We start from the raw sequence: 23,372 nt of genomic DNA on the forward strand, positions 1-23,372 counted from the left end.
ATTTAAGGCGCAGGGTTGATTTCGTAGATGTCGAATCAGTTCATCGAGGAGGCGCATCATGACCAATGACTCCGACCTGCGGGAGACCGTCCGTGCCGGCTACGCCGCGGCTGCCCTGCGGGTCGGCGAGGGCGCCACGGCCTGTTGTGGCTCGGGGGGTGTGGAGATCGACGAGAACTTCGGGTCGGGGCTGTACGGCGAGTCGGAACGAGAATCGCTGCCTGCCGAAGCCGTCGCGGCTTCCCTGGGCTGCGGGAACCCGCTCGCGGTCGCCGAGCTGCACGAAGGGGAGCGCGTGCTCGACCTCGGTTCAGGCGGCGGGATCGACGTGCTGCTGTCCGCCCGCCGGGTGGGAGCGACCGGCAGGGCCTACGGGCTGGACATGACCGAGGAGATGCTCGCCCTCGCACTGGCCAATGCCCGGAAGGCGGGAGCGAAGAACGTCGAGTTCCTCAAGGGAACCATCGAAGCGATCCCGCTGCCGGCCGGCACGATCGACGTCGTCATCTCCAACTGCGTGATCAACCTGTCGGTCGACAAGCCCGCGGTCTTCGCCGAGACGTACCGGGTGCTCGTGCCCGGTGGCCGGATCGGGATCTCGGACGTCGTGGCCGACGACCGGCTGTCGCCCGCGGAGAGGGCGGAGCGGGGCGACTACGTCGGCTGTATCGCCGGAGCGCTGTCGTTCGCCGAGTACCGCCAGGGCCTCGAGGACGCAGGCTTCACTGGTGTTGAGATCACCCCGACCCACTCGGTTGCCGACGGCATGCACTCGGCGATCGTGCGCGCGGTGAAGCCGGCCCACGCCGAGCTTCCCATCGTCACGGCGAACGCCCCGACTGGGGCATCCTGTTGCGGCTGACCGGGCGGGGCCCGTCCGCCGGTACGGGCACCACGGCCGTCGCTGTTCGGCCGGAAGGTCAGCTCCCGCCCAACGTGAGCTGGTCGTAGTGGAAGTCGAAGTGCTGGGCGGGGTAGCGGTACACGTCGGCGAGGGTCATCCAGTCCTTGAAGAACGGGTCCCAGCGGGTGGGGTAGTGCATGCCGCGGGCCAGTTCGGCGTCGGATTCGCCGTCGAGGTGCCGGTGCAGGGAGGCGATGATGCGGTCGAACGCGGCACCCATCCGGCGACGGCTGTACATCTTGGCCGCGCCGCAGGGGCCGGCGTAGTTGATCAGGTCGAACGGGACGGTGCCTGCGTTCAGCAGGTGGGCGAAGACCCTGCTGAAGCTGTGGGGGAGCCGCCCGAAGACGTACGTCAGGGCGATCAGCGCTCGGACGACCATGTAGCCGAAGAGCATGTGCCACAGCAACTGCTTGTTGGTCCAGCGAGTGTCGTCGGTACGTCTCGCGAGCTCCGCCTCGGTCGCGGTGTCGAGCAGGCGGTGGAAGGCTAGGCGGACGCGCTCGCAGTCGCGGTGGACTGAATCCCGGTCCATCCCATGGGTGTCCGTCATGATCGCCCTCCTGCCCTCTGCTACGTGGCGCGTTCGCCAGGGTGTCCGCTCCCGAGGGGATGACGCGATCACTTCCACATCGAGTATGCCGGGCACTCGACGGGGGCGAACAGGAGCTTTCCTCTGCAGGGCGAGAGCGGCGCTGCCCCCTGGACCCGTCGCGGATCAAGGGGCAGCGGCCTTGCTGCGCCTCAGGCGTTGAGGAAGGCGTCCAGCTCGCGCTCCAGTGCCGCCTTCGGCTTGGCGCCGACGATGGTCTTGGAGACCTGTCCGCCGACGAAGACGTTCATCGTCGGGATGGACAGGACGCCGTACGCGGCGGCCGTCTCCGGGTTCTCGTCGATGTTGAGCTTGACGATCTTGATCTTCTCGCCGTGCTGGGCGGCGATGGCCTCCAGCGACGGGGCGAGCTGGCGGCAGGGGCCGCACCAGGGGGCCCGGAAGTCGACGAGTACGGGTGTCTCGCTCTGCAGGACGTCCTCGAGGAAGGACGCGTCGGTCACGCTCTTGAGGGCCATGATGCGGCCTCCTCTCGTGGGGTGGTTGTACTTACCGCGCGTCGGCGAGGGCGGCGAGGTACCGCTCGGCGTCGAGTGCGGCGGAGCAGCCGGATCCGGCTGCGGTGATGGCCTGGCGGTAGGTGTGGTCGACCACGTCGCCCGCTGCGAACACGCCGGGGAGGTTGGTCCGCGTGGACGGAGACTGGACCTTGAGGTACCCCTCGGAGTCCAGGTCCAGCTGCCCGGTGAACAGCTCCGAACGCGGGTCGTGCCCGATCGCGATGAACAGGCCCGTCACGTCGAGGTGCCGGAGCTCCTCGGTGATGTTGTTGCGCACGGTCAGCCCGGAGAGCTTGCCGTCCTTCTCCTCCAGCTCGGTGATCTCGCTGTCGAAGATGAAGGAGATCTTGTCGTCCGTGAAGGCGCGGTTCTGCATGACCTGGGAGGCCCGCAGCATGGAGCGCCGGTGGATGACGGTGACCGAGCGGGCGAAGCGGGTGAGGAAGGTGGCTTCCTCCATGGCGGTGTCGCCGCCGCCGACCACGACGATGTCGCGGTCGCGGAAGAAGAACCCGTCGCAGGTCGCGCACCAGGAGACGCCGCGTCCGGAGAGCTCGTCCTCCTTGGGTAGGCCGAGCTTGCGGTAACCGGAGCCGGTCGCGATGATCACGGCCTTCGCCCGGTGGACGGTGCCCTCGGAGTCGGTGACCGTCTTGATGTCGCCGGTCAGGTCGACCGAGACGATGTCGTCGTCGATCATCTCGGCGCCGAAGCGCTCGGCCTGGGCCCGCATGTTCTCCATGAGGACCGGGCCGTCGACGCCCTCGGGGAAACCCGGGAAGTTCTCGACCTCGGTGGTCGTCGTCAGCGAGCCGCCGACGAAGATCGCACCACCGTAGACCAGCGGCTCCAGGTTCGCGCGCGCCGTGTAGAGGGCGGCGGTGTACCCCGCGGGGCCGGAGCCGATGATGATGACGTTGCGTATGCCCCCCGCCGCGCTCACGCCGCCGGCTCCGGGGCGATCTCCGCGATCAGGCCCTCGACGAGCTTCTTGATCTCGTCGCGGATCGGGCGGACGGCCTCCACACCCTGGCCGGCCGGGTCCTCGAGCTTCCAGTCCAGGTAGCGCTTGCCCGGGAAGACGGGGCAGGTGTCGCCGCAGCCCATCGTGATGCAGACGTCGGAGGCCTTGACCGCGTCGACGGTGAGGATCTTCGGGGTCTCTGCGGACATGTCGATGCCGACCTCGCGCATGGCCTCGACGGCGGCGGGGTTGACCGAGTCGGCGGGGGCGGAGCCGGCCGAGCGGACCTCGACACGGTCCCCGGCCAGGTGGGACAGCCAGGCAGCGGCCATCTGGGAGCGGCCGGCGTTGTGCACGCAGACGAACAGGACAGAAGGCTTGTCGGACACGGCAGGTCTCTTCTCAAGGCAGAAATGCGGCGCGCATCAGCACCGGGTGGTGTCAGCCACCACTGATGTGAGAGTATCAGCCCATGATGACGTCAGTCGACACTGAACTGATTCGGGTACTGGCAGACCCGCTCAGGTTCCAGATCGTGACCCTCCTCGCCAAGGAGACGCTCTGCACCACCCACCTCGTGGAGGAGACGGGTGCCAAGCAGACCAACCTCTCGAACCACCTGAAGGTGCTGAGAGAGGCCGGGATCGTGGAGACGGAGCCATGCGGGAGATTCATCTACTACCGCCTGCGCCCGGAAGTCATCGAAGGCATCGCCGGTCAGTTCGCCGACCTCGCCCAGACCGCGCGTGCCACCGCCGAAGCGAACCTCAAGCGGTCCTGCCCATAACCCGCTTTTAGCCTCACCTGCCCGAGGAGAACCGTTGTCCGTCACCGAGCCCGTCGGCACCGCCCCCGCAGCGGAGACCGTCATAGCCGCCGACGCGCCCCAGCCTGCGCCTGGTGCCACCCCGCCCCGTACCCCGCTGATCGCCCGTGCGGCCGCCGAGATCGTCGGCACCGCCGCCCTGGTGGCGATCGTGGTCGGCTCCGGCATCCAGGCCACGAAACTGACCCAGGACGTGGCCCTCCAGCTGCTGGCCAACTCCACCGCGACGGTGTTCGGCCTCGGCGTTCTGATCGCCCTCCTCGGCCCGGTCTCCGGCGCCCACTTCAACCCGGCCGTCACGCTGGCCGAGTGGTGGACCGCCCGCCGCGGCGGCGCCGGCGTGAACGTTCGCGAGCTGGCCGTGTACGTCCCCTCGCAGATCGTCGGCGCGATCGCGGGCGCGATCCTGGCCGACGCGATGTTCGGCGAGCCGCTGGTGAAGTGGTCCACCCACGACCGCTCGGCGGGGAACCTGTTGCTCGGCGAGGTCGTTGCGACCGCCGGCCTGATCCTGCTGATCTTCGGCCTGGCGCGGACGGACCGCCTGCGCTTCGCCCCGGTCGCCGTGGCCTCGTACATCGGCGCCGCGTACTGGTTCACCTCCTCCACGTCCTTCGCGAACCCGGCCGTGACGATCGGCCGCGCGTTCACGGACACCTTCGCGGGCATCGCCCCGTCCTCGGTGGCCGGCTTCATCGGCATGCAGCTGGTCGGCGTCGTGGTGGGCCTGGCGCTGGTGGCCGTCATCTTCATGCGCGGCAAGACCGAACAGGATCAGCCCGCCGCATGACGCAGCGCACGGATGTGGTGGTGATCGGCGGCGGCCAGTCCGGGCTCGCCGCTGGTTACCACCTGCGCCGCCTGGGCGTCGAGCACGTCATCCTGGACGCCCAGACGGCGCCCGGAGGAGCCTGGCAGCACACTTGGGACTCCCTGCGCCTCTTCTCCCCGGCTGCCTACTCGTCCCTGCCCGGCCGCCTCATGCCGGTCCAGGCCGACGAGGTCTACCCAGACGCGCAGCACGTCGTGTCGTACCTCGCCGACTACGAGAAGCGGTACGAGCTCCCGGTCCAGCGCGGCGTGTGGGTCGAGGCGGTCCACCGTGACGCTGTGTTCCTGCGGGTCGAGACGGATTCCGGCGCCTGGCAGGCCCGCGCTGTCGTCAGCGCCACGGGTACGTGGACGCGCCCCTTCCTCCCCGCCGTGCCCGGGCGCCGCGAGTTCGCGGGGCGCCAGCTCCACACCGTCCAGTACAGCAACCCGGCCGAGTTCGCCGGGCAGCGCGTGATCGTGGTGGGTGGCGGCAACTCAGGGGCCCAGATCGCCGCTGATCTCGCCGGTACGGCCGACCTGACCTGGGTGACGCAGCGGCCGCCCCGTTACCTCCCGGACGAGATCGACGGCCGCGCCCTCTTCGACGCCGCAACCGCCCGCCGCCAGGCGCTGGACGCCGGCCGCACAGACACCGGTGGCGTCGCTTCGCTCGGCGACATCGTCGCTGTCCCGCCCGTGCGCGCGGCCCGTGACGCTGGACTCCTCGCCGCTTCACCGATGTTCACCCGCCTCACCGCCGAGGGTGTCGTCTGGGCCGACGGTACGGAGTCGCCGGCCGACGCGGTCATCTGGTGCACCGGCTTCCGCCCCGCGTTGGCCCACTTCGCCTCGATGCGCCTGCGCGGCACCCGCGGCCACATCGCCACGATCGGCACCCGCGCGGTCGACGAGCCCCGCCTGCACCTGCTGGGCTACGGTGACTGGACCGGCCCCGCCTCCGCCACCCTCATCGGTGTCGGCCGCCCGGCCCGCGAAGCCGCCCGCGAGATCGCCCAGCTGCTGAGCGCGTGAACCGCACCCCGCGCGTCTTCTTCATGGGGAGACGCCGGGGCGCAGTTCACGTACATGGGCCTGTCAGCGGGTCCGGGCCGCGGCGCACTGGAAGCAGTGCACGGTTCGCGCGGGCTTCTCGCTCGGCGGCGGGAGAAGAGGTCGACGCCCGACCGCGTGTGCGGTCACACGTGCATGGTTGACGCACACGGCGGCTCCGCAGTCGTAGGGCGAATGCGACCGGCAGACGCTGGAAGGAAGGGGAACGGGCCCAGCTCGCGTGTCGGAGCTGGGCCCGTTCGATCGGGTCGGGGTAAAGCTGGGGTCGTCAGTTACCTGCTGCGCGGGACAGCAGCTGGGCCATCGCTGCCAGGACCGAGGGCTCCACGCGGTAGTACACCCAGGTGCCGCGCCGCTCGGAGGAGAGCAGTCCGGCTTCCTTCAGCTTCTTCAGGTGATGGGACACCGTCGGCTGCGAGACGCCCACGTCGGAGATATCGCAGACGCACGCCTCTCCGCCCTCGTGGGAGGCAACGGCCGAGAACAGGCGCAGGCGCACCGGGTCGCCCAGAGCCTTGAACATCGTGGCCGTGCGCTCCGCCTCGGCCGCGGTCAGCGGGCGCTCGGTCAGCGGCGGGCAGCACGGCACGACGGCCTCCGGCTCCAGCAGCGGCAGCACGTTCACATTCGACATACGTCTATGTTGACACACGTCGAACCAATGCGCCCAGGCGCTCAGCGCCTGAGCTCAGCGGCCAGGCGATGCGCGATCCGTGTGGCGTCCCGTCCGACGCCGCGCAGGGAGTTCGACGACAGCGTGCGCTGGCATTCCAGGCCTGCGAACGCAAGGCGGTCGTGCGTGAGATTCCGTTGCGGTGAAGAGGGCGGGCCGTCTTGGCTTCGAGCGCATTGAGCGGGGCGAGGTACGGCAGGTGGGGTCGGTAGCCGGTGGCAAGGATGATCGTGTCCACCTCCTCCCCGCTTCCGTCCGTCCATGTGACGTCCTTGCCGTCTGCCGAGGCGAAGAGGGGGCGGCGGTCCGGCGCGCCGGCGGTGACCGCGGCCCTGTAGCGGCCGGTGTCGAAGACCGGCTGGGTGGGAGGTGTGCGGAGGAGACGGCCCACAGGTGCCGAGTCGACGCCGGAGCGGACGAGCCAGAAGTGCATGTCGCGCCCGAGGATGCGCTGGGGCGCGAATCGGATCGGGTTGCGGCTGGCCAGCGTCACCCTGGCCGAAGAGGCCAGCTCGAAGGCGATCTGCACTGCCGTGTTCCCGGCCCCCACCACGATCACCCGCCGGCCGGCGAACGAGTCCGGACTGCGGTAGTCGGCCGAGTGCAGCACCTGCCCCGTGTACCGGCCGATTCCCGGGAGTGCGGGCCTGTGAGGGCTGCCGAAGCTCCCCGAGGCCGCCACGACTGCCTGGGTCGCCAGCCTCTCACCGCTCTCCAGGGCGACCGCGAAGCCGTTGCCGTCCTCGCGAACCTCCGTGACCCGGGTGGCCGTGCGGATGTCGGCATCGAGGTGCGCTGCGTAGGCGGTCAGATAGGCGACGACCTCGTCCCGGTGCGGGTAGCGGTCTGGGTTCCCGCCGCCGAAAGGCAGCCCGGGGAGGGAGCTGAAGCGGGCCGGGGAGAAGAGCGTGAGGCTGTCGTAGTACCGAGGCCATGACCCCGCCGACTGGTCGGATGCCTCCAGGACGACCGGCTTGAGCCCTCGTCTCAGCATGGCGTGTGCCGTGGCGAGTCCAGCCTGACCCGCGCCGATTACGACAACATCTGCGTGTTCCATCAACGATCTTCCGTTTCGATGAATGTCTATGTTGACGTCTATCGATACAGGTGTCATGCTGATCGCGCAAGCCATCGACGAACGTCGAAACACCAGGGAGTCGTCATGAACGAGCCGGTCACCCCCACCGGCCCCAGCCACGCCGAGGCGGCGGGCTCCTGTTGCGGCCCCGCGCCGGCCGCGCCCACCGCAGAGGTGGCTCCCGCCGAGTCCTCACCGTGTTGTGGCACCAGCGAGGGCGCGGAAGCCGCCGGAGCCTGCTGCGACCCGAAGGCCAAGCGCGAAGCCGTCGCCACCGGTGCCGGCTGCTGCTGACCCGCTCCCCGCCCCCGTCCACCTGCCTGTAAGAAGACCCGGAGACCTGTCATGAGCGAGAACACCACCGAGCTGCCCGTCGTCGTCATCGGGGCCGGCCCCGCCGGACTCGCGGCCGCCGCCCACCTCGTCGACCGCGGCCTGGAGCCCCTCGTCCTGGAAGCCGGGACCACCGCCGGATCCGCCGTCCGTGAGTGGGCGCACGTGCGGCTGTTCTCCCGCTGGGGTGAGGTCGTCGACCCGGCCGCCGAGAAGCTCCTCGCCCCGACCGGCTGGGTCAAGCCCGAAGAGGACACCTACCCCTCCGGCGGCGACTGGGCCGAGCAGTACCTCCAGCCGCTGGCCGACGTCCTGGGCGAGCAGGTGCGCTACGACGCACGCGTCACCGGCGTCTCCCGCACCGGCCGGGACCGCATCGTCGACGCCGACCGCGAGGGCCAGCCCTTCGTCGTCCACTACGAGAACGCCGACGGCCACGAGCAGCGGATCTTCGCCCGCGCGGTCATCGACGCCTCCGGGACCTGGTCCACCCCCAGCCCCGCCGGCGGCAGCGGCCTGGCCGCCCTCGGCGAGAAGGCCGCCGGGGACCGGATCAGCTACCGCGTCCCGGACCTGAAGGACCAGGCCGTCCGGGCCCGGTACGCGGGCAAGCGCACCGCGGTCATCGGCTCCGGCGCCTCCGCCTTCACCGCGCTCGCCTACCTCGCCGACCTCGCCAAGTCCGAGGACGGCAAGGGCACGCACGCCACGTGGATCCTGCGCCGCGGTATTTCCGGGTCGACCTTCGGCGGCGGCGAAGCCGACCAGCTGCCCGCCCGCGGCGCCCTCGGCCTGGCGGCCAAGGCGGCGGTCGACGGCGGGTATGCCGACGCGGTCACCGGGTTCCGCACCGACGCCTTCGAGCGCACCGAAGACGGCCGCGTGGTCCTCATCGGCGAGGACGGCCGCCGCCTCGACCCGGTGGACGAGGTCATCGTCCTCACGGGCTTCCGCCCCGACCTGTCCTTCCTGGACGAGCTGCGCCTCGGCCTGGACGAGCGCCTGCAGGCCCCGGTGGAGCTGGCTCCGCTGATCGACCCGAACCAGCACTCCTGCGGCACGGTCTACCCGCACGGCGTGATCGAGCTCTCCCACCCGGAGAAGGACGTCTACCTCGTCGGCATGAAGTCCTACGGCCGCGCCCCGACCTTCCTCGCGATGACCGGCTACGAGCAGGTCCGCTCCATCGCTGCCGCCCTCGCCGGTGACCAGGAAGCCGCCGAGCGCGTCGAACTCACCCTTCCCGAGACGGGCGTGTGCGGCGGTGCGGGTCTCTTCGACGAGCCCGCAGCCGCGGAGGAGACCGGTGGCGGCTGCTGCGCGGCCCCGGCCACCCTCACCATCGGCGCCGCGCCCGTTGCCTCCGGCGGCTGCTGAACGTGCCCGACACCCAGGCCAGTGTGGCCGCGACCGGAACGGGGGTCCGGTCGCGGCCACGGGCCGTCCTGCCCGCCCTCTGCCTCACCCAGATAGCCAGTTGGGGCATCGTCTACTACGCCTTCCTCGTCCTGAATCCGGCCATTACCGCCGACACCGGCTGGAGCACCGGAGCGACAACCGCCGCGTTCTCCGCGGCGCTCGTCGTTTCCGCCGTCGCCGGCATCTACGTCGGGCGTGTTCTGGACCACCGAGGGCCCCGCATCGTCATGACCGCGGGTTCCGTCCTCGGTGTGCTGAGCCTGCTCGTGATCGCCGCAGCCCCCAACCTGGCCGTCTTCTTCACTGGTTGGCTGCTCGCCGGAATGGCGATGGCCGCGATCCTCTACCAGCCCGCCTTCGCCGCCCTCACCCGCTGGTGGGCCCCGGACCACGTCCGCGCACTGACCGTCGTCACCCTCGCAGGCGGGCTGGCATCCACGGTCTTCGCGCCCCTGACTGCGATCCTCGCCGACCACATGTCCTGGCGCGCCACGTACGTGGTCCTCGCAGGCATCCTCGCGGCCCTGACCGTCCCGGCCCACGCTTTCGCCCTGAAAGCCCCGTGGCCGCCGGCCCCGCCGAGCCCGCCGCACGTCACCGGCGGCCACGAGCACGTCGTGCGCAGCCGGGCGTTCTGGATGCTGGCCGTCACCTTCACACTGTCCGCGTTCGCGATGTACGCCGTCGTGATCGGCCTCGTCCCCCTCCTCCTGGAGCGCGGCTACACCACCACCGAAGCCGCATGGGCCCTCGGGCTCGGCGGCGCCGGCCAGACCCTCGGCCGGACCCTGTACGCGGCCCTCGCCCGCCACTTGGGCGTCACCGCCCGCACCGTCACCCTGATCGCCCTCGGTGCCCTCACCACTGGCGCACTCGCAAATGTGGTCGGCCCCTACGCCCTACTCGTCGCCGTATCAGTCGTCGCGGGCGTGGTCCGCGGCAACCTCACCCTCCTGCAGGCCACTGCCGTCACCGATCGCTGGGGCGCCACCCACTACGGGCGGCTCTCCGGCCTCCTCGGCGCGCCGGCCCACGCAGCTGCCGCCCTCGCCCCCTTCGCCGGCGCCCTCCTCGCGCAGCCGCTCGGCGGATACCCCGCGTTGTTCCTCCTGCTGACCGGCCTCTCCGTTACCGCCGCCGTCACAGCTTTCGGGGCCGGCACGGAACAGCCCCGAAGGCGTACTTCGGACGGACTGCGGCGGAAATAGCCCTGGGCCTCGTGTCGTTGCACCCCGGCACGTGAGACAAGGGGGTGTCGAGCCTGAAGCTGTTCCACACGACAGGTGGCGTCAGCGAGGTCACACCGAGGTTGGCTGACGCTGAGGCAGATGTGCAGAGCTTGGTCGAGGCGCCGAGGCTCTGGCTGTTCGGGGTGAGCCATGTGCTGCTCGGCACGTTGGCGGGCTGATGCCGGTCTGGGGCGGCGGCCGCTCGATCAGCGGTTGCCTGTCCAGACGATGCGGTCGGCGAAGCCTCCGCGCTGGTCGGCCTTGTCCTGGCGGATCTTCTCCAGCTGTTGCTGGTCGATGCCGTAGTCGGCGGCCAGGGCGTAGACGACCTCCATGACGTCGGCGAGCTCGTCCGGCGCTGTGGTCGCGTCCGCCTCCTGGACTTCGCGGACCTCCTCGGACAGCTTCGCGTGGAGACGGGCCCGGTATTCCGCCGGCTCCGCCACGTAGACCTTGGGCTCGAATCCGTCTTCGCGGATGATCTCCGGAATTCGGTCCCGGACCAGCTTGCCTTCGAGCAGCACGTTCTCTCCCGCACCAGTTCGCCTGTGGCAGGCAGCTTGCCCACCATCGTGTTGTCGGAGCCTAGAGACGGCGCCTCGTGCGCCGCCGTGAGAACCACAAAATCCCACCCGATGCATTCACCCGGGCGCTCACTCCCGACGACAGTGGTCACCTGCCGCAGCGCGTCTTCGGCCCAGAGCCTCGTTCCCGTCACGACCATCAAGTCGAATGTGCAGGGCGCGGCTCCTGCTCCGGATCCCGGTCAAGCCGCCAGAGTCGTGTTGAGAATTGCTGCTGCCTGTCCGATGGAGCCGGGCATGAGGTGGCGGTAGATCTTGAAGGTGATCTCCAGGGTCTTGTGGCCCATCCATTCGGCGACGTCGGTGATGGGGATGTGGTGGGCGAGGCAGTTGGAGGCGAAGAAGTGACGGAAGCTGTAGAGGACCAAACCCTCGGGCATGTCGAGGGTCTGGGTCCGCCTGAGCTGCTGCCACCGGTTGTTGAGGAGGTACGTGGGGTAGGGCCGGCTTCGGTCCTGTGGATGGCGGATGAGGTAGCCGTCGACCGTCCCGTGCGTCTCGGCGTATCGCTCGATGGTCTCCCTCACGCGGGGAGGGAGGGGGACGTCCCGGTACTCGCCCTTCTTGCGGTGCTTGAGGCGGTCGTAGTCCTTGGTGGTGCGGTTGACCTGTTCGGTGACGCGGTAGGTGTCGTCGGCCACGATGTTGTTGAGGTTGACGGCTGCTGCTTCGCCGTTGCGCAGTCCGCAGCCGCTCATGAGGTCGACGACCAACTCGAAGGTGTCGTCGCCGGCGGTCCGCAGCGCGCGGAGCTGCTCGGGGGTGGGGATGACGGCTCGTTTGGGGTCGTAGACGGGGGCCTGGACGCCGAGGAGGGGGCTGTCGGGGTAGAGGCCGAGGCGGTTGGCGTCGAGGAGGATGGCCTTGAGTTTGTCGAACGCGTTGGACTGGGTGGCCAGGCCCGTGCCACTGCGTTCCATCGTGCGGATGAAGTACTCGACGACCTTGTGGTCGAAGGAGTCCATGCGGCGGGTGCCCAGGGCCGGGAAGAGATGGTGGTGGAGGAGGGAGTCGAGGTGGATGAGCGACGCCGGCGCGAGGTGGCGCTGTCCCTGCTTCCACTCCTTGGCGTAGGCGCGGAAGGTCATGGGGCCGTACTTCGCGATCCGCTCCGCCTTCGGCTGGTTCGTCGGTGTCGACCTTCGCTCGTTGTAGATGGCCACCAAGCGAGTTATGGCGGCGTCCTGGTTGGCGAACCCGGATTCCTCCTGCTGGCGGCCCCTGGCGTTGCGGTAGCGGATCTTGTACGGATGCTGGCAGCGGGGCCAGTACGACTCCGAGTGCCCGCACTCCTTGAAGACCTTGCCCATGCCGTGGGGGAGGATCGTGGTTGCCATCGTCGTGCAGCTCCTCGGACCAATGCTGACAGTTTGCTGACTGTCGGCCATCCGGTAGCCTTCTGACCTGCGAAAACACGCCCGGGTCGAAAAATGTTCTGGAACTGGATTGGACGGTCACACGATGACATCGCGCAGGCCCGCGACGACTGGATGAACGGGACCCGATTCGGCGAGGTGAAGGGCTACGACGGCCCTCCGCTTCCTGCCCCCGAGCTGCCTCCGACTCACCTGAAGCCCAGAGGAAGGGTGCGCTGACCTGCTGTTTTGTGGGACTCGGGGGTGGGTGCGGTGCTTGCGCCCAGCCCTCCGCTCTTGGTTCGGCTACGACGCTCCGCAGGTGGCCAGTGCGGTTCGCGCCAGCGCGCGCAGCCAGGTGTGGGCGTGGTCGGTGTCGTAGCGCTGGTGCCATGACAGGCACACCGGTGCCGAGGGGAGTTCGAGCGGCACGGGAAGCACGGCCAGGCCGAGGTCGGCGGCCGCGGTGCGTGTGGTGACCTCGGGGACGGTGATCAGGAGGTCGGTGCCGCGCGCGAACTCCAGCGCGGCTGCTTCCGTGGGGGCGGCCGCCACCACGCGGCGGGTGAGGCCGAGCCGAGCGAGGGCGTCGTCGACGGCGTTCCCGAGGTTTCCGCGTCGCGAGACGGTGACGTGTTCAGCGGCGGCGTACTGCTGCGCGGTGACGGTTCGGGCGCGGGTGAGGGGGTGTCCCTGCCTCACGACGGCGACGAGGCGGGTCTCACCCACCTGCTCGGCGCGGATGTCGGGTGCGCTCGGGCGGTTGGCGTTCGCCTCCAGGTCGACCTCGCCGCGTCGCAGTTCGGGGGTGTCGGTGCTCGATTCCGCGACGAAGCGCAGTCGCACGCCCGGCGCCTGTCCGCGTACGGCCGCGAGCAGTGCGGGGCCGCCGAGGGCGACCAGGGAATCGTGCCAGCGGAGCGTGAAGGTGCGTTCCAGCGTTGCCGGATCGAGTTCACGGCTCGGTGCCAGTACGCCCCGGACCTGGTGGAGCAGCTCGTGCACCTGTTCCCGGACGGCGACCGCGTAGGGCGTCGGGGTCATGGTGCGGCCGGTGCGCACCAGGATCTGGTCCCCGGTCGTGCGCCGGATCCGCCCCAGGCTCCGGCTCATCGCGGGGGCGGTGACGTGCAGGCGTGCGGCCGCCCCGGCCACGCTGCCTTCTTCCAGCAGCGCGTCGAGCGCGGTGAGCAGATTCAAATCCAGTTGCATGGGAGTAATCCCAGGCGTGCTTGACATGCATTTGATGTTAACGGATGGGGTGCGTAGCGTCGTCACCACGGCCCGGGGCGGAACGCCCGCCCGGCCCGAAGCCCTCTTCAACCCCCCTTTCCTGGACGGGAGTTCCGCCATGTCCGAAACGCTGCAGAGCGCTGACGTCGCCGTCTCCGACACCGACCTGCTCGACCAGACCGCGGCCGCCGTGCGTGAGGCCGGTTCGGCACTGCGCGAGCGGTTCGGCGAGGTGGTCCCCTACCAGACCCGCGAAGAGCTGATGAGTGCGCTCGCCGCCAACGACGACACGGCCCTCGGCATCCTGCGCCCCCGCCTGACGAGCCTGCGCCCGGACGCCGGCTGGGTGGAGGACGAGCTGGACGGCGGCGCGCTGCCGTCCGGCGAGTGGTGGGTCGTGGATGCGGCCGAGGGCAACGTCAACCACCTGCACGCCCTGCCCGAATGGGCGGTGACCGCCACCCTGGTGCGCGACAACCGGCCGGTGCTCACCGCGGTCCACCTGCCGCTGACCGACCAGACCTACACCGCGCTCACCGGCGCGGGCGCCCACCTCGACGGCCGGCCCCTGCACGTCTCCCAGACCGCGGACCTCGGCCTGAGCGTCGTGGCCACCAGCCAGGCCCGGCCCGACGAGGACGAGAACGTCGTCCGGCGCGTCGGCTCCTCGATCACCGCGATGCTCTTCGACGCACTCGTCGTCCGCGTCGCCGTGCCCGCGACCCTGCACCTGCTGAACGTGGCAGCCGGCCGGCTCGACGCCTTCTGGCAGTTCGCGGGCGCCCGCGCGGACCTGCTGCCCGGCGCGCTCCTCGTCACCGAGGCCGGCGGACGGATCTCCGACGCCGAGGGCCGCCCCTGGACCCCGCAGAGCGCAGGCTTCCTGGCCGCTGCGCCCGGCGTCCACGCCCAGGCCGTCGCCACCCTCGCACGTTGACCGAACACCGCCCCACCCCGCACACGCGACGAAGGACCACACCCTCATGACCACGATCGCAGTACTCGGAAACGGCCGCGTCGGCGGCAATCTGGCCGCCGCCCTCACCCGCGCAGGGCACGAGGTGACCGTCGCGGACCGCACACCGGGCGCCGCCTCCGACGCCGCCCGACGCGCCCGGATCGTCATCAACGCCACCCCGGGCGCGGGCTCCCTGGAGCGGCTCGCCGCCCTGCGCGACGAACTGCGCGGCACTCTCCTCGTCGACGTCTCCAACGCCACCACGGACGGACCGGACGGCCTACCCGCCGACCTGCTCTACCCCGGCTCGAGCCTCGCCGAGCAACTCCAGGAGGCACTTCCCGAAACACACGTCGTCAAGACCCTCAACACCATGCTCTTCCCGGTGATGACCGCCCCGGCCGTACTCACCCAGACGCCCACCGTGTTCCTCTCCGGCGAGGACCCCCGGGCCAAGCAGACCGTCCGCGAACTCCTCACCGACCTCGGCTGGCACGACGAATGGATCACCGACCTCGGCGGGATCCGGACCGCCCGCGCAACGGAGGCCGCGATCCTGTTCGTTCCCGACGTGATCCGCTCCAGCGGATTCGCCCCCTTCGCGATCTCGATCACCCGCTGACCCCGGACCCGGCATCCCCCATCGGACGCGCGCACGCCCTCGACGATCGTCGCACCCTGTCGGAAACCGAGGAGATCGGAAAGCTCGGCAGCAGAGGACCCACGCCGCGATGTTCGGCGCAGGACCAGGCGGGGGATGCCGAAACGGTCCCGGTACCCGCGCAGCCACTCCGGACGGGCGGTGGTGGCCGCCTCCAGCAGACCGGGGTCCATGCGACGGCGACGATCTGGTCCGCCATGGTTGGGGGCGTGGTGGTCAGCGCGGTTGCCGCAGGCCTGCGAGGAGGAGTGCGACCAGGCGGCGCGCGTCGTAGCGGGGGTCGGTGTCGGTGCCGATGCAGAGGTTTCCGATGCCGCGCATGAGGTGGTAGGCGTCGAGGTCGGGGCGGGTCTCGCCGGCAGTGGCTGCGGCTTCGAGGAGCTGGGTGCACACCGGCAGCAGGCGGTCGAGGAAGTAGGCGTGCAGCGTCTCGAAGCCGGTGCTGTCGGCCTGCATCGCCGCGGCCAGGCCGTGCTTGGTGACCAGGAAGTCGACGAAGAGGTCGACCCAGCCTTCGAGGGCGGCAAAGGGTGTCGGGCCGGCTGCCAGCAGGGCCGGTCCGGCTTCGGCACAGGTGTCGACCTGGTGGCGGTAGACGGCGATGACGAGGTCGGCCCGGTTGGGGAAGTGCCGGTAGATGGTGCCCAGCCCGACGCCGGCCTTCGTGGCGATCTCGCGTACCGGTGCGTCCACGCCCGAGGTGGCGAAGACCTCGGCAGCGGCCTCCAGCAGGGTCTGCTGGTTGCGGCGGGCGTCCTTGCGCTTCGACCCGGCCGAACTTCCCGGGGGCTGCTGGCTGGCGGTCACTCTGGCACTCCGTTCAAGGAAACCGGCCTTGCGAACCGGAACCATGTTCCGTATCGTATGTGGAACAACGTTCCGTTTCATTCATGATGCCAGACCGGGTGGTCGGCGGCCAGGCCGCCGTCGCTTCGGGTGCTCCGCCGGAAATCCGGGGGAGTGCGCGAACTCCATGCCCGGCGTCAACGCTGCCGCCCAACCCGCGCGTTGCCCTCTCACCCCCAGCAGCGTCGGCGGTACCGCCACACGCCGGCACTCGCTTGACCAAGCCTCGAAATCTGATCGAAAGGCTTTCTCGTGTCCGACTCGATCCATGTTGATTCGCACGACTCCGCCGGCGCGCCCACCGCGGTGCTGTCCGTGAAGCCGCTCGTCCTGCCCGCCCCGGGCGCACGGGGTGAGGACCTCCAGGTCCGCGCCTCAGCCCCTGCGGTCGGCGATGAACTGCCCGTCGTCGTCTTCTCGCACGGCTTCGGCTGGTCGATGGACGGCTACGCCCCGCTGGCCGACCACTGGGCCGCACGCGGCTTCGTGGTGGTCCAGCCCACCCACCTCGACTCCCGGACGCTCGGCATCCCGGCAGAGGACCCGCGAACTCCCCGGATCTGGCGCCACCGGATCGAGGACGTCGTGCGCGTGCTGGACGGCATCGACGTGCTGGAGGCGTCCGTCCCCGGTCTCGCCGGGCGCGTCGACCGGACCCGTATCGCCGTCGCGGGACACTCCTGGGGAGCCCAGACGGTCAGTGCCCTGTTGGGTGCCCGCGTCCTTGACGCGGACGGCACGCCCGGCGAGGACATGTCCGACCCCCGCGTCACGGCGGGAGTGCTGCTGGCGCTGACCGGCCTGGGTGACGATCTGACGCCGTTCGCCGCCGAGCACTTCCCCTTCATGAAGCCGTCGTTCGACACCATGGCCGCCCCGGCCCTCATCGTCGCCGGTGACCAGGACCAGTCCCACCTGTCCACCCGCGGACCGGACTGGTTCACCGATCCCTACACCCACAGCCCCGCCGACAAGAGCCTGCTCACCCTGTTCGGCGCGCAGCACTCGCTCGGCGGCATCCCCGGTCACGAGGTCGCCGAGACCACCGACGAGAACCCGGCCCGCGTCGCCCTGATCCAGCACCTCACCACGGCGTTCCTGCGCAAGGCCCTGCTGGGCGACGACGCCGGCTGGAAGGCGGCAGCCACCGCCCTGGAGGAAGACCCCGCGCCGCTGGGGGAGCTGCGGAGCAAGTGAACAACCGCCCAGCCACCGACAATCGACGCCGATTCGCATAAGGACGCCTGATGATCCTCGTCACCGGAGGCCTCGGCTTCATCGGATCCCACACCGTGCGCGCCGTGCTCGACCAGGGCGAACGCTGCGTCGTGGTTCAGCGACGCGCCCACGAACTCCCGCCCGTGCTCGCCGGAGAACCGGTGAAGGTCGAGCGGGCGGACATCACCGATCGTGAGGCCCTGCTCGCCGTCGGCCGACGCCACGAGATCACCGGCATCGTCCATCTGGCCGGCTCCTACCCCTGGCCACCCGTCCCCGACGAGCCCGTCGAGGCGACCCGGCAAGCGCTCGGCGGGCTGCTGAACATCGCCGAGGCCGCGCAGGAGTGGGGCGTACGACGCCTCGGCGTCGCGAGCACGATCGGCGTGTACTTCGGTGCCGCGAACGACGGACTGCTGCGGGAGGACGCCCCGCTGTCGATGACCGCGGCCGTCTCCATCCCCACCTTCAAGAAGGTCGGCGAAATGCTCGGCGGCTTCCTCGCCGACACCACCGGCCTCGACATCGTCAACTACCGCATCTCCGGCACCTGGGGCCCGCTCGGCCACCTGGACCCCTTCTTCGCCGCGCCCGCCCTGGTCCACGCCGCCGCCCGCGGCACCACACCGGACCTCACCCACCTGGTTCACCCGTCCTCGGCCGAGGACGGGCTCGACCTCACCTACGTCAAGGACACCGGACGGGCCATCGCCCTCCTCCAACTCGCGGAGACCCTGAACCACCGCACCTACAACGTCGGATCCGGCCGGGCCACCACCAACGCCCAGATCAGCCGGGCCATCAAGAAGACGGTCCCCGACGCCCGGGTCGACCTCCCCACCGGAGGCACCACGCCCCACCTGGTCCTCGACATCAGCCGCCTCGAGGAAGACACCGGCTACCAGCCCGAGTACGACACCGAACGAGCCGCCGCCGACTACATCGCCTGGCTCCGCGCAGGCCACGACAGCTGACGGGCGCGGATGGCCGGCCCGCCGCGTCCCACAGGGCCACGCCGCAGGTTGCCTGGGAGGTGCGGGGTCCGCGAGGGGGCTGCCGGGGATCGTGGTGGCTGTGGGCCGCGATCCGTGCATGTTTCCTGGGCGCCCCGTCGTTTCGTGCCTTGACTCCCCTGGAGGGCAGTGCATTTCGGATATTCATTGACGTGGTTCTGACGTACTCTTAGCGCCTGGTGTGCCGGGAAGTCTGGTCGGCGGCCGGGTGCGCATGGGCTGGTCCATGAGCCCGGCTCTCGCCTGAAGGGCATCCCCGTGACCGCCATACAGCAGCCCCCCGCGCCCGTTCCGGGGCCCGGCGCCCGGCGCGGACCGCGCCGCTCGATCCTCTTCTTCGCCTTCGCCTTCGCGGTGATCGCCGACCCCGTGTCCTCGGTCGCGTACGCCATCGAGGCGGCCCTGCGCGCCCTGCACGGCGACCTCGCACTGCTGCTGCCGACGATGGCGCTGGTGGTGGGCCTGGTCGTGGTCGTCACCGCCAACTACTGGCAGCTCGTACGCCGCTTCCCCAAGGGCGGCGGAGCGGCCGCCGCGGCCGGGCGGGCCTTCGGGCCGCGCTCCCTGCTCCTGCTGGCCGCCGCGAGCTCCTCCTTCCAGGCGGGACCCGGGCTGCTCAAAGCGTTGGCGGGCCCGGAATTCGGAGCCGGTGTCCTGCCGAACGCACTGGGGCGGGTGAACCGGCACCACACCCCGTACTGGTCGGTCGTCGTCTACCTGGGGGCGGCCGCCGTGATCATCGTGGCGGCCGCAGGTGAGGAGCAGGAGCTGGTGCTCTTCTACGCGGTGGCGGTGTTCGTCAGCTTCTTCGTCGGCCTGCTGGCCATGACCCGCTTCGCCCGCACCGAGGGCAAGACCGCCCTGGCATGGGTCAACGGCCTCGCGGCCGCCGCGGTGGCCTTCACCCTGTTGGTGAACCTGCTGCGCGGCTGGCCGGTCCTGTCCCTGGCCGCCACCCTCGCCGTCGCCGCCGGGTTCTACGCGCGCTGGGTCCGGGTCGGCCGCCCCTCGGGCATCGAGGACGTCGAGGCGCGCGCCGAAGCCGATTGAGGAGAAGGGGGGGCGACACCCCCTGCGATCCCGTGACCCACGTCACATGCGGTTCCTGTCAGGAATCGGGGTGCTGTTCCGCTCAAGTCACCGAGAGCAAGTGAACGGACCGACAGGAGCGTCACATGAAGCACCGCATCGTCGTCCTCGGCGCCGGCTACGCCGGGGCCTACGCGGCCGGAACCCTGGCCCGCCGACTCTCCCCGGCGGACACGGAGATCACCGTGGTCAACGCCGAACGGGAGTTCGTCCAGCGGCTGCGGCTGCACCAGCTCGCGGCCGGCCAGGAGATCGAGGCCCCCCAGCTCGCCGACGTGTTCGCGGGCACGGGCATACGGCTGCGCCTGGCCCGCGTCACCGCCGTCGACCCCGAGCGCCAGGTCGTCGCCGTGGCCGACCCCGACGGCGGCGGGGAGCTCGGCTACGACACGCTGGTCTACGCTCTCGGCAGCCACGGCGCCGACCACGACGTCCCCGGAGTGGCCGAGTACGCCTTCGACGTCGCCGGCCGTCCGGCCGCGCTGCGCCTGCGAGAGCGCCTGGACGACCTGAGCAAGCGGGACGAGGGCGGGAGCGTCGTGGTCGTCGGCGACGGGCTGACCGGCATCGAGACCGCCACCGAGGTCGCCGAATCCCGGCCCGGCCTGTCGGTGTCACTGATCGCCCGCGGCGAGCTGGGCGCCCCGCTCTCCACCGGCGCCCGCGCCCACCTGCGCCGGGCCTGTGACCGGCTGGGCGTCACCGTCCGGGAGCACACCAGCGTCGAAGCCGTCGGAGCCACACGGGTGCTGTGCGCCGACGGCACCGTCCTGGCGTCCGACGCGACCGTGTGGACGGCCGGGTTCACGGTCACCCCGATCGCCGCCATGAGCGGGCTGGCGGTCACCCGGGACGGTCGGATCGTCGTCGACCGCACCATGCGGTCCGTCTCCCACGGCAACGTCTACGCCGCCGGCGACAGCGCCTACGCCCTCGGGGACAACGGCCGGCCACTGCCGATGTCCTGCGCATCGGCCGGCTACACCGGCCGGCAGGCCGTGAACGCGATCGTGGGACACCTGACCGGCCGCGAGATCGCGCACACCAAGCTGGAGTACGTGGGCAACCACATCGGCCTCGGGCGGCGGGACGGGATCCTGCAGATGGTCGACGGCGAAGCGCAGGCGAAGCCGAGGTACATGGGCGGCCGGAAGGCCGCGCGGATCAAGGCGGGCATCGTCAGGATGTCGCTGGGGGCCACCTCGCACCCGACCTTCGGCCTCCCCAAGGGCAAGCACCGCCTTGCCGCCGTACCGGATGCGTCGAACGAGAACGCGGTCGCGTGGCCGCGTAGGCGATAACTAGGGTGATCCGCGTGGACAGCACCATCGATCGCTTCGGCACCAGTCGGTTCGAGGCCAGCCGCAACCGGCTGGCCTCGTTGGCCTACCGGCTGCTGGGCTCCGCCAACGACGCGGAAGACGTGGTGCAGGACACGTTCCTGCACTGGCAGGCTGCCGACCGGCTGCGGATCAAGGTGCCGGAAGCCTGGCTGACCAAGGTCGCCACCAACCTGTGCCTCGACCGGCTACGCTCCGCACAGGTACGCCGCGAACGCACCGCCGGTGCCTGGCTGCCCGAACCGCTCCTCGACGGCGACCCGATGCTCGGCCCGGCCGACACCTTCGAGCAGCGGGAATCGGTCTCCCTGGCCGTGCTGACCCTCATGGAACGCCTGCCACCCCACGAGCGGGCCGTCTACGTCCTGCGCGAAGCGTTCTCCTACGGCCACGCCGAGATCGCCGAGATCCTCGACATCACCGAGTCCGCAAGCCAGCAGCACCTCCACCGGGCCCGACAGCGCATCACCGCCGCGCGCCGCGGCGGCGGCGAAGTCGACCGGGCGTCCGCCCGCAGGATCGTCGAGGAATTCCTCGCCGCCGCCTCCTCGGGCCGCACCGAACGCCTGGTGGCGCTGCTCACCGACGACGCGACCGCGATCTCCGACGGCGCCGGCGGTCTGGCCAAGACGCTGCTGCGGTACGACACCCCGCAGCGGATCGCCGCGATCGTACGGGCCGGCCTGACACCCACACCCGCGAAACGGCGACTTGCCGGCGGCACACCGGCCCTCCACTACGCGGTCGTCAACGGAGCTCCCGCACTCCTCTTCGTGGTCGGCGACCGGGTCGCCGGCTCCGTGACGTTCGACATCGCAGGCGGAAGGATCGCAACCGTGCGCGGCATCGCCGCCCCCGCCCGCCTCGTCCGCCTCACCGAAGCCTGGCGGCAAGACGGACCGGACACGCCGCTCATCGCCCAGTGGTGACGGCCGTGAGCCCGGCGCACTCCGTGCGCTGCCATCCCACATCCGTAGCCATGACCGCACCGAGCCGGCGAAGAGCGTGGCGGTGATCAGCAGCCAGCGGCCGAGGAACACGTCGGCGGGCAGCGCTGTCGCCGCGGTGAAGTGGTCCACCCGGCCGAGGACCAGTGGCCACCATACGAGCAGCAGCAGGCCCGAGACGAACGCCGGGACGCGGACGTGGTTGATCCCGAGCGCCGTCGGGCGCTCGGCCGTGGAGGGGCCCCGTTGGGGGAAGAGCCGCTGAAGTCCGCGGTCCGCGAACGAATACAGGGGCAGCAGCACGAGATCGTGCAGCAGGGCGGCACCGACGAACCACATGGCCACGCCCCACGTGTCGCCGTCCAGGAGCCGGACCCCGGCATAGAGGGCGAGGGCGAAGGAGCACAGGGTCAGGGCGAGGTGCAGGGGCGAGGCACCGTAGCGGGCACGGAAGCGGTTCACGCCGGCTCCCCGAAGGTGAGGCGGCCCACCCATTTGGTGTTGTGGACACCGGGTGCGTTGGGGACGATGATCCGGGCCGGATAGCCGTGGTCGCGGGAGAGCACCGCCCCGTTGACCTCCACCGCCAGCAGGGAGCGGGCGTCGCGTACCTGGTTGGGAGGCGAGAACGACGGAACTGAACGACCCGCCGCTTCCCTTGGGCGACGACCGTGCGCTGGTCGTCGGATCGCCCGGGCGGCCCGGATGCGCAGCACCGAGATGCGTCCTGGAGGGTGGTTCCGAGAGGCGGCTGCCGAGGTGGCAGTGGTCGGGCGGTGTGTGACGGGCTGTGGCCGCGAGAAGAGGTGGCGGCCACAGCCCGGCGGCGGCCCCATCGGTGCTCGCCGCCTCGGGCTCATCCTGCCCGCCGTGCCGACCGCCGGCCCTCTTCGACGGACACCCGTGCGCCGGGGCAACTCTCCCGGACTAACCGGAGAGGGTGCCCCGGCTGTCTGGTGCCGGATACCGACGAGCCGACAGCAGGTCGTTTCGATCGGCTCGTACGGGTATGGCGACGCCGGCGAGAAGGCTTGACCGAAGCGTGGCGACGGGGGCGGAAGCCGACAGCTGTTACTTCGGCATGAGGACGGTGTCGATGATGTAGACGTTGGCGTTGGCGGTCTTCACGTTGCCGCAGACCACGGAAGCGGTGTCGTTGACCTTGTAGGCCTCGCCGGAGCCGGCGGCGGTGACCATGCCCTTCTGGAGGGTTTCGAAGGAGCCGTTCTCCAGCTGCTCGGGGGCGAGCCTCTGGCCGACGACGTGGTAAGTCAGGATCTTGGTGAGGGTGGCCTTGTCGGCGAGGACCTCGTCGAGGTCGGCCTTCGGGATCTTGGCGAAGGCGTCGTTGGTCGGGGCGAAGACGGTGATGTCCTTCGCATTGTTGAGGGTGTCGACGAGACCGGCCTGCTTGACCGCGGCGACCAGGGTGGACAGGGCCGGGTTGTTGGAGGCGGCGGTGGCGACGGGGTCCTTGGCCATGCCGTCGAAGGAACCGGCGCCCTCCTTGGGCACGCCGGCACAGGCCGGGCCGAAGGGCTGCTCACCGGTCTTGGCCCGATCCCCGGCAGCCGTGGTGGAGGCGGCCTCGGTGTCGCTGCCGGAGTCGGAGCAGGCGGCGAGGGTGAAGGGCAGCAGGGCGGCTGCGGCGACGGCGATCGCGGTACGGCGGATCTTCATGCTGCTCATGGCGAGTTCTCCTTGA

Annotated in this window: 25 protein-coding genes and 3 pseudogenes; 15 read left to right on the plus strand and 13 right to left on the minus strand. The window is 70.5% G+C overall.

Translation table 11 applies throughout. From position 1 onward, the window contains the following. The first annotated feature begins 58 nt into the window (after positions 1-58). Positions 59-862 (plus strand): arsenite methyltransferase, encoded by an 804-nt coding sequence (gene arsM / locus ACIQCH_RS03625; protein WP_402577507.1) that lies wholly within the window; start codon positions 59-61, stop codon positions 860-862. A gap of 58 nt (positions 863-920) precedes the next feature. On the opposite strand, the gene ACIQCH_RS03630 is transcribed toward arsM, so the two are convergent. The 4 genes from ACIQCH_RS03630 to ACIQCH_RS03645 all read right to left on the minus strand — a co-directional run bounded on the left by ACIQCH_RS03630 (position 921) and on the right by ACIQCH_RS03645 (position 3,370). Then, positions 921-1,457, minus strand: coding sequence for a DinB family protein (locus ACIQCH_RS03630; RefSeq protein ID WP_402577509.1), 537 nt, complete (start codon positions 1,455-1,457; stop codon positions 921-923). Between the two features lie 191 nt (positions 1,458-1,648). Beyond that, positions 1,649-1,975, minus strand: coding sequence for a thioredoxin (trxA, locus tag ACIQCH_RS03635; protein ID WP_402577511.1), 327 nt, complete (start codon positions 1,973-1,975; stop codon positions 1,649-1,651). 31 nt (positions 1,976-2,006) lie between these two features. After that, a complete protein-coding gene (gene trxB / locus ACIQCH_RS03640; protein ID WP_402577514.1) occupies positions 2,007-2,960 on the minus strand; it encodes a thioredoxin-disulfide reductase in 954 nt (317 codons plus the stop codon). After that, the gene (locus tag ACIQCH_RS03645; RefSeq protein ID WP_402577516.1) at positions 2,957-3,370 is read right to left on the minus strand and encodes an arsenate reductase ArsC; all 414 of its coding nucleotides are present in this window, start codon (positions 3,368-3,370) and stop codon (positions 2,957-2,959) included. Before ACIQCH_RS03645 ends, trxB begins: the two co-directional genes overlap by 4 nt. Before the next feature lie 83 nt (positions 3,371-3,453). On the opposite strand from ACIQCH_RS03645, the gene ACIQCH_RS03650 reads away from it, so the two are divergent. Genes ACIQCH_RS03650 through ACIQCH_RS03660 form a run of 3 tightly spaced genes read left to right on the plus strand, consistent with a single transcriptional unit; the run spans position 3,454 to position 5,652 of the window. Continuing rightward, positions 3,454-3,768 carry an ArsR/SmtB family transcription factor gene (locus ACIQCH_RS03650; protein ID WP_402577518.1) on the plus strand — a complete coding sequence of 105 codons (315 nt, stop codon included), beginning with the start codon at positions 3,454-3,456 and terminating at the stop codon, positions 3,766-3,768. 34 nt (positions 3,769-3,802) lie between these two features. Further along, positions 3,803-4,597 (plus strand): aquaporin, encoded by a 795-nt coding sequence (locus tag ACIQCH_RS03655; RefSeq protein WP_402577520.1) that lies wholly within the window; start codon positions 3,803-3,805, stop codon positions 4,595-4,597. Continuing rightward, entirely contained in the window at positions 4,594-5,652 is a 1,059-nt protein-coding gene (locus ACIQCH_RS03660) for an ArsO family NAD(P)H-dependent flavin-containing monooxygenase (protein ID WP_402577522.1), read from the plus strand. Before ACIQCH_RS03655 ends, ACIQCH_RS03660 begins: the two co-directional genes overlap by 4 nt. Positions 5,653-5,959: 307 nt before the next feature. On the opposite strand, the gene ACIQCH_RS03665 is transcribed toward ACIQCH_RS03660, so the two are convergent. Further along, positions 5,960-6,325: an ArsR/SmtB family transcription factor gene (locus ACIQCH_RS03665; RefSeq protein WP_402577524.1), complete on the minus strand. Its 366-nt coding sequence runs from the start codon at positions 6,323-6,325 to the stop codon at positions 5,960-5,962. 4 nt (positions 6,326-6,329) lie between these two features. Beyond that, positions 6,330-7,421, minus strand: coding sequence for a flavin-containing monooxygenase (locus tag ACIQCH_RS03670; protein WP_402577525.1), 1,092 nt, complete (start codon positions 7,419-7,421; stop codon positions 6,330-6,332). Between the two features lie 105 nt (positions 7,422-7,526). Between ACIQCH_RS03670 and ACIQCH_RS03675 the strand changes: the two genes are divergently transcribed. The 3 genes from ACIQCH_RS03675 to ACIQCH_RS03685 are packed head-to-tail and all read left to right on the plus strand — an operon-like array spanning position 7,527 to position 10,402. After that, positions 7,527-7,736 (plus strand): hypothetical protein, encoded by a 210-nt coding sequence (locus tag ACIQCH_RS03675; RefSeq protein ID WP_402577526.1) that lies wholly within the window; start codon positions 7,527-7,529, stop codon positions 7,734-7,736. A 51-nt stretch (positions 7,737-7,787) separates the two neighbouring features. After that, positions 7,788-9,152, plus strand: coding sequence for an NAD(P)-binding domain-containing protein (locus tag ACIQCH_RS03680; protein ID WP_402577527.1), 1,365 nt, complete (start codon positions 7,788-7,790; stop codon positions 9,150-9,152). Next, a complete protein-coding gene (locus ACIQCH_RS03685) occupies positions 9,149-10,402 on the plus strand; it encodes an MFS transporter (protein WP_402577662.1) in 1,254 nt (417 codons plus the stop codon). Before ACIQCH_RS03680 ends, ACIQCH_RS03685 begins: the two co-directional genes overlap by 4 nt. Positions 10,403-10,629: 227 nt before the next feature. Here the strand turns inward: ACIQCH_RS03685 and ACIQCH_RS03690 are convergent, their stop codons facing one another. Together ACIQCH_RS03690 and ACIQCH_RS03695 are read right to left on the minus strand one after the other, a co-directional pair. Next, a complete protein-coding gene (locus ACIQCH_RS03690; protein WP_402577529.1) occupies positions 10,630-10,947 on the minus strand; it encodes a nucleoside triphosphate pyrophosphohydrolase in 318 nt (105 codons plus the stop codon). Between the two features lie 242 nt (positions 10,948-11,189). Further along, a complete protein-coding gene (locus ACIQCH_RS03695) occupies positions 11,190-12,344 on the minus strand; it encodes a tyrosine-type recombinase/integrase (protein WP_402577531.1) in 1,155 nt (384 codons plus the stop codon). 93 nt (positions 12,345-12,437) lie between these two features. On the opposite strand from ACIQCH_RS03695, the pseudogene ACIQCH_RS03700 reads away from it, so the two are divergent. Continuing rightward, positions 12,438-12,602: pseudogene (locus ACIQCH_RS03700) on the plus strand (pirin family protein); the annotation flags it as partial. 66 nt (positions 12,603-12,668) lie between these two features. Here the strand turns inward: ACIQCH_RS03700 and ACIQCH_RS03705 are convergent. Beyond that, complete coding sequence (locus ACIQCH_RS03705) at positions 12,669-13,574, minus strand: LysR family transcriptional regulator (protein WP_402577533.1); 906 nt, start codon at positions 13,572-13,574, stop codon at positions 12,669-12,671. A gap of 139 nt (positions 13,575-13,713) precedes the next feature. Between ACIQCH_RS03705 and ACIQCH_RS03710 the strand changes: the two genes are divergently transcribed. Both ACIQCH_RS03710 and ACIQCH_RS03715 read left to right on the plus strand, forming a co-directional pair. Further along, positions 13,714-14,532: a 3'(2'),5'-bisphosphate nucleotidase CysQ gene (locus tag ACIQCH_RS03710; protein ID WP_402577535.1), complete on the plus strand. Its 819-nt coding sequence runs from the start codon at positions 13,714-13,716 to the stop codon at positions 14,530-14,532. Positions 14,533-14,578: 46 nt separating this feature from the next. Next, positions 14,579-15,175 (plus strand): NADPH-dependent F420 reductase, encoded by a 597-nt coding sequence (locus ACIQCH_RS03715; RefSeq protein WP_402577537.1) that lies wholly within the window; start codon positions 14,579-14,581, stop codon positions 15,173-15,175. A 255-nt stretch (positions 15,176-15,430) separates the two neighbouring features. Here ACIQCH_RS03715 and ACIQCH_RS03720 read toward each other — a convergent pair whose 3' ends face one another. After that, positions 15,431-16,021, minus strand: coding sequence for a TetR/AcrR family transcriptional regulator (locus tag ACIQCH_RS03720; RefSeq protein WP_402577539.1), 591 nt, complete (start codon positions 16,019-16,021; stop codon positions 15,431-15,433). Between the two features lie 291 nt (positions 16,022-16,312). On the opposite strand from ACIQCH_RS03720, the gene ACIQCH_RS03725 reads away from it, so the two are divergent. The 5 genes from ACIQCH_RS03725 (at position 16,313) to ACIQCH_RS03745 (ending at position 21,649) form a co-directional block, all read left to right on the plus strand. Further along, the gene (locus ACIQCH_RS03725; RefSeq protein ID WP_402577541.1) at positions 16,313-17,257 is read left to right on the plus strand and encodes an alpha/beta hydrolase family protein; all 945 of its coding nucleotides are present in this window, start codon (positions 16,313-16,315) and stop codon (positions 17,255-17,257) included. 50 nt (positions 17,258-17,307) lie between these two features. Further along, complete coding sequence (locus ACIQCH_RS03730) at positions 17,308-18,252, plus strand: NAD-dependent epimerase/dehydratase family protein (protein WP_402577543.1); 945 nt, start codon at positions 17,308-17,310, stop codon at positions 18,250-18,252. Positions 18,253-18,549: 297 nt separating this feature from the next. After that, on the plus strand, positions 18,550-19,341 hold the full coding sequence (locus tag ACIQCH_RS03735) for a hypothetical protein (protein WP_402577545.1): 792 nt from the start codon (positions 18,550-18,552) through the stop codon (positions 19,339-19,341). A 125-nt stretch (positions 19,342-19,466) separates the two neighbouring features. Next, positions 19,467-20,681, plus strand: a complete 1,215-nt coding sequence (locus ACIQCH_RS03740; protein ID WP_402577547.1) for an NAD(P)/FAD-dependent oxidoreductase — start codon at positions 19,467-19,469, stop codon at positions 20,679-20,681. 14 nt (positions 20,682-20,695) lie between these two features. Then, positions 20,696-21,649 carry a sigma-70 family RNA polymerase sigma factor gene (locus ACIQCH_RS03745; protein ID WP_402577549.1) on the plus strand — a complete coding sequence of 318 codons (954 nt, stop codon included), beginning with the start codon at positions 20,696-20,698 and terminating at the stop codon, positions 21,647-21,649. A 45-nt stretch (positions 21,650-21,694) separates the two neighbouring features. Here ACIQCH_RS03745 and ACIQCH_RS03750 read toward each other — a convergent pair. From ACIQCH_RS03750 to ACIQCH_RS03760, 3 genes and pseudogenes are all read right to left on the minus strand, one after another. After that, positions 21,695-22,162: pseudogene (locus ACIQCH_RS03750) on the minus strand (hypothetical protein); the annotation flags it as partial. Further along, a pseudogene (locus ACIQCH_RS03755) lies at positions 22,126-22,284 on the minus strand (molybdopterin-dependent oxidoreductase); the annotation flags it as partial. The pseudogenes ACIQCH_RS03755 and ACIQCH_RS03750, both read right to left, overlap by 37 nt. A gap of 454 nt (positions 22,285-22,738) precedes the next feature. Further along, positions 22,739-23,356: a fasciclin domain-containing protein gene (locus tag ACIQCH_RS03760; protein ID WP_402577551.1), complete on the minus strand. Its 618-nt coding sequence runs from the start codon at positions 23,354-23,356 to the stop codon at positions 22,739-22,741. Positions 23,357-23,372 lie beyond the last annotated feature (16 nt).

The organism is Streptomyces sp. NPDC093225, from assembly GCF_044753805.1.
In the GTDB taxonomy this organism is placed as follows: Bacteria; Actinomycetota; Actinomycetes; order Streptomycetales; family Streptomycetaceae; genus Streptomyces.

What these genes read in the sequence shown, in the direction of transcription:
- ACIQCH_RS03760 (WP_402577551.1), bottom strand. Translation starts at nt 23,356, where the DNA reads ATGAGCAGCATGAAGATCCGCCGTACCGCGATCGCCGTCGCCGCAGCC.
- ACIQCH_RS03705 (WP_402577533.1), bottom strand. Translation starts at nt 13,574, where the DNA reads ATGCAACTGGATTTGAATCTGCTCACCGCGCTCGACGCGCTGCTGGAA.
- trxA (WP_402577511.1), bottom strand. Translation starts at nt 1,975, where the DNA reads ATGGCCCTCAAGAGCGTGACCGACGCGTCCTTCCTCGAGGACGTCCTG.
- ACIQCH_RS03660 (WP_402577522.1), top strand. Translation starts at nt 4,594, where the DNA reads ATGACGCAGCGCACGGATGTGGTGGTGATCGGCGGCGGCCAGTCCGGG.
- ACIQCH_RS03730 (WP_402577543.1), top strand. Translation starts at nt 17,308, where the DNA reads ATGATCCTCGTCACCGGAGGCCTCGGCTTCATCGGATCCCACACCGTG.
- arsM (WP_402577507.1), top strand. Translation starts at nt 59, where the DNA reads ATGACCAATGACTCCGACCTGCGGGAGACCGTCCGTGCCGGCTACGCC.
- ACIQCH_RS03675 (WP_402577526.1), top strand. Translation starts at nt 7,527, where the DNA reads ATGAACGAGCCGGTCACCCCCACCGGCCCCAGCCACGCCGAGGCGGCG.
- ACIQCH_RS03715 (WP_402577537.1), top strand. Translation starts at nt 14,579, where the DNA reads ATGACCACGATCGCAGTACTCGGAAACGGCCGCGTCGGCGGCAATCTG.
- ACIQCH_RS03670 (WP_402577525.1), bottom strand. Translation starts at nt 7,421, where the DNA reads ATGGAACACGCAGATGTTGTCGTAATCGGCGCGGGTCAGGCTGGACTC.
- ACIQCH_RS03630 (WP_402577509.1), bottom strand. Translation starts at nt 1,457, where the DNA reads ATGACGGACACCCATGGGATGGACCGGGATTCAGTCCACCGCGACTGC.
- ACIQCH_RS03695 (WP_402577531.1), bottom strand. Translation starts at nt 12,344, where the DNA reads ATGGCAACCACGATCCTCCCCCACGGCATGGGCAAGGTCTTCAAGGAG.
- ACIQCH_RS03650 (WP_402577518.1), top strand. Translation starts at nt 3,454, where the DNA reads ATGATGACGTCAGTCGACACTGAACTGATTCGGGTACTGGCAGACCCG.
- ACIQCH_RS03680 (WP_402577527.1), top strand. Translation starts at nt 7,788, where the DNA reads ATGAGCGAGAACACCACCGAGCTGCCCGTCGTCGTCATCGGGGCCGGC.
- ACIQCH_RS03740 (WP_402577547.1), top strand. Translation starts at nt 19,467, where the DNA reads ATGAAGCACCGCATCGTCGTCCTCGGCGCCGGCTACGCCGGGGCCTAC.
- ACIQCH_RS03710 (WP_402577535.1), top strand. Translation starts at nt 13,714, where the DNA reads ATGTCCGAAACGCTGCAGAGCGCTGACGTCGCCGTCTCCGACACCGAC.
- ACIQCH_RS03665 (WP_402577524.1), bottom strand. Translation starts at nt 6,325, where the DNA reads ATGTCGAATGTGAACGTGCTGCCGCTGCTGGAGCCGGAGGCCGTCGTG.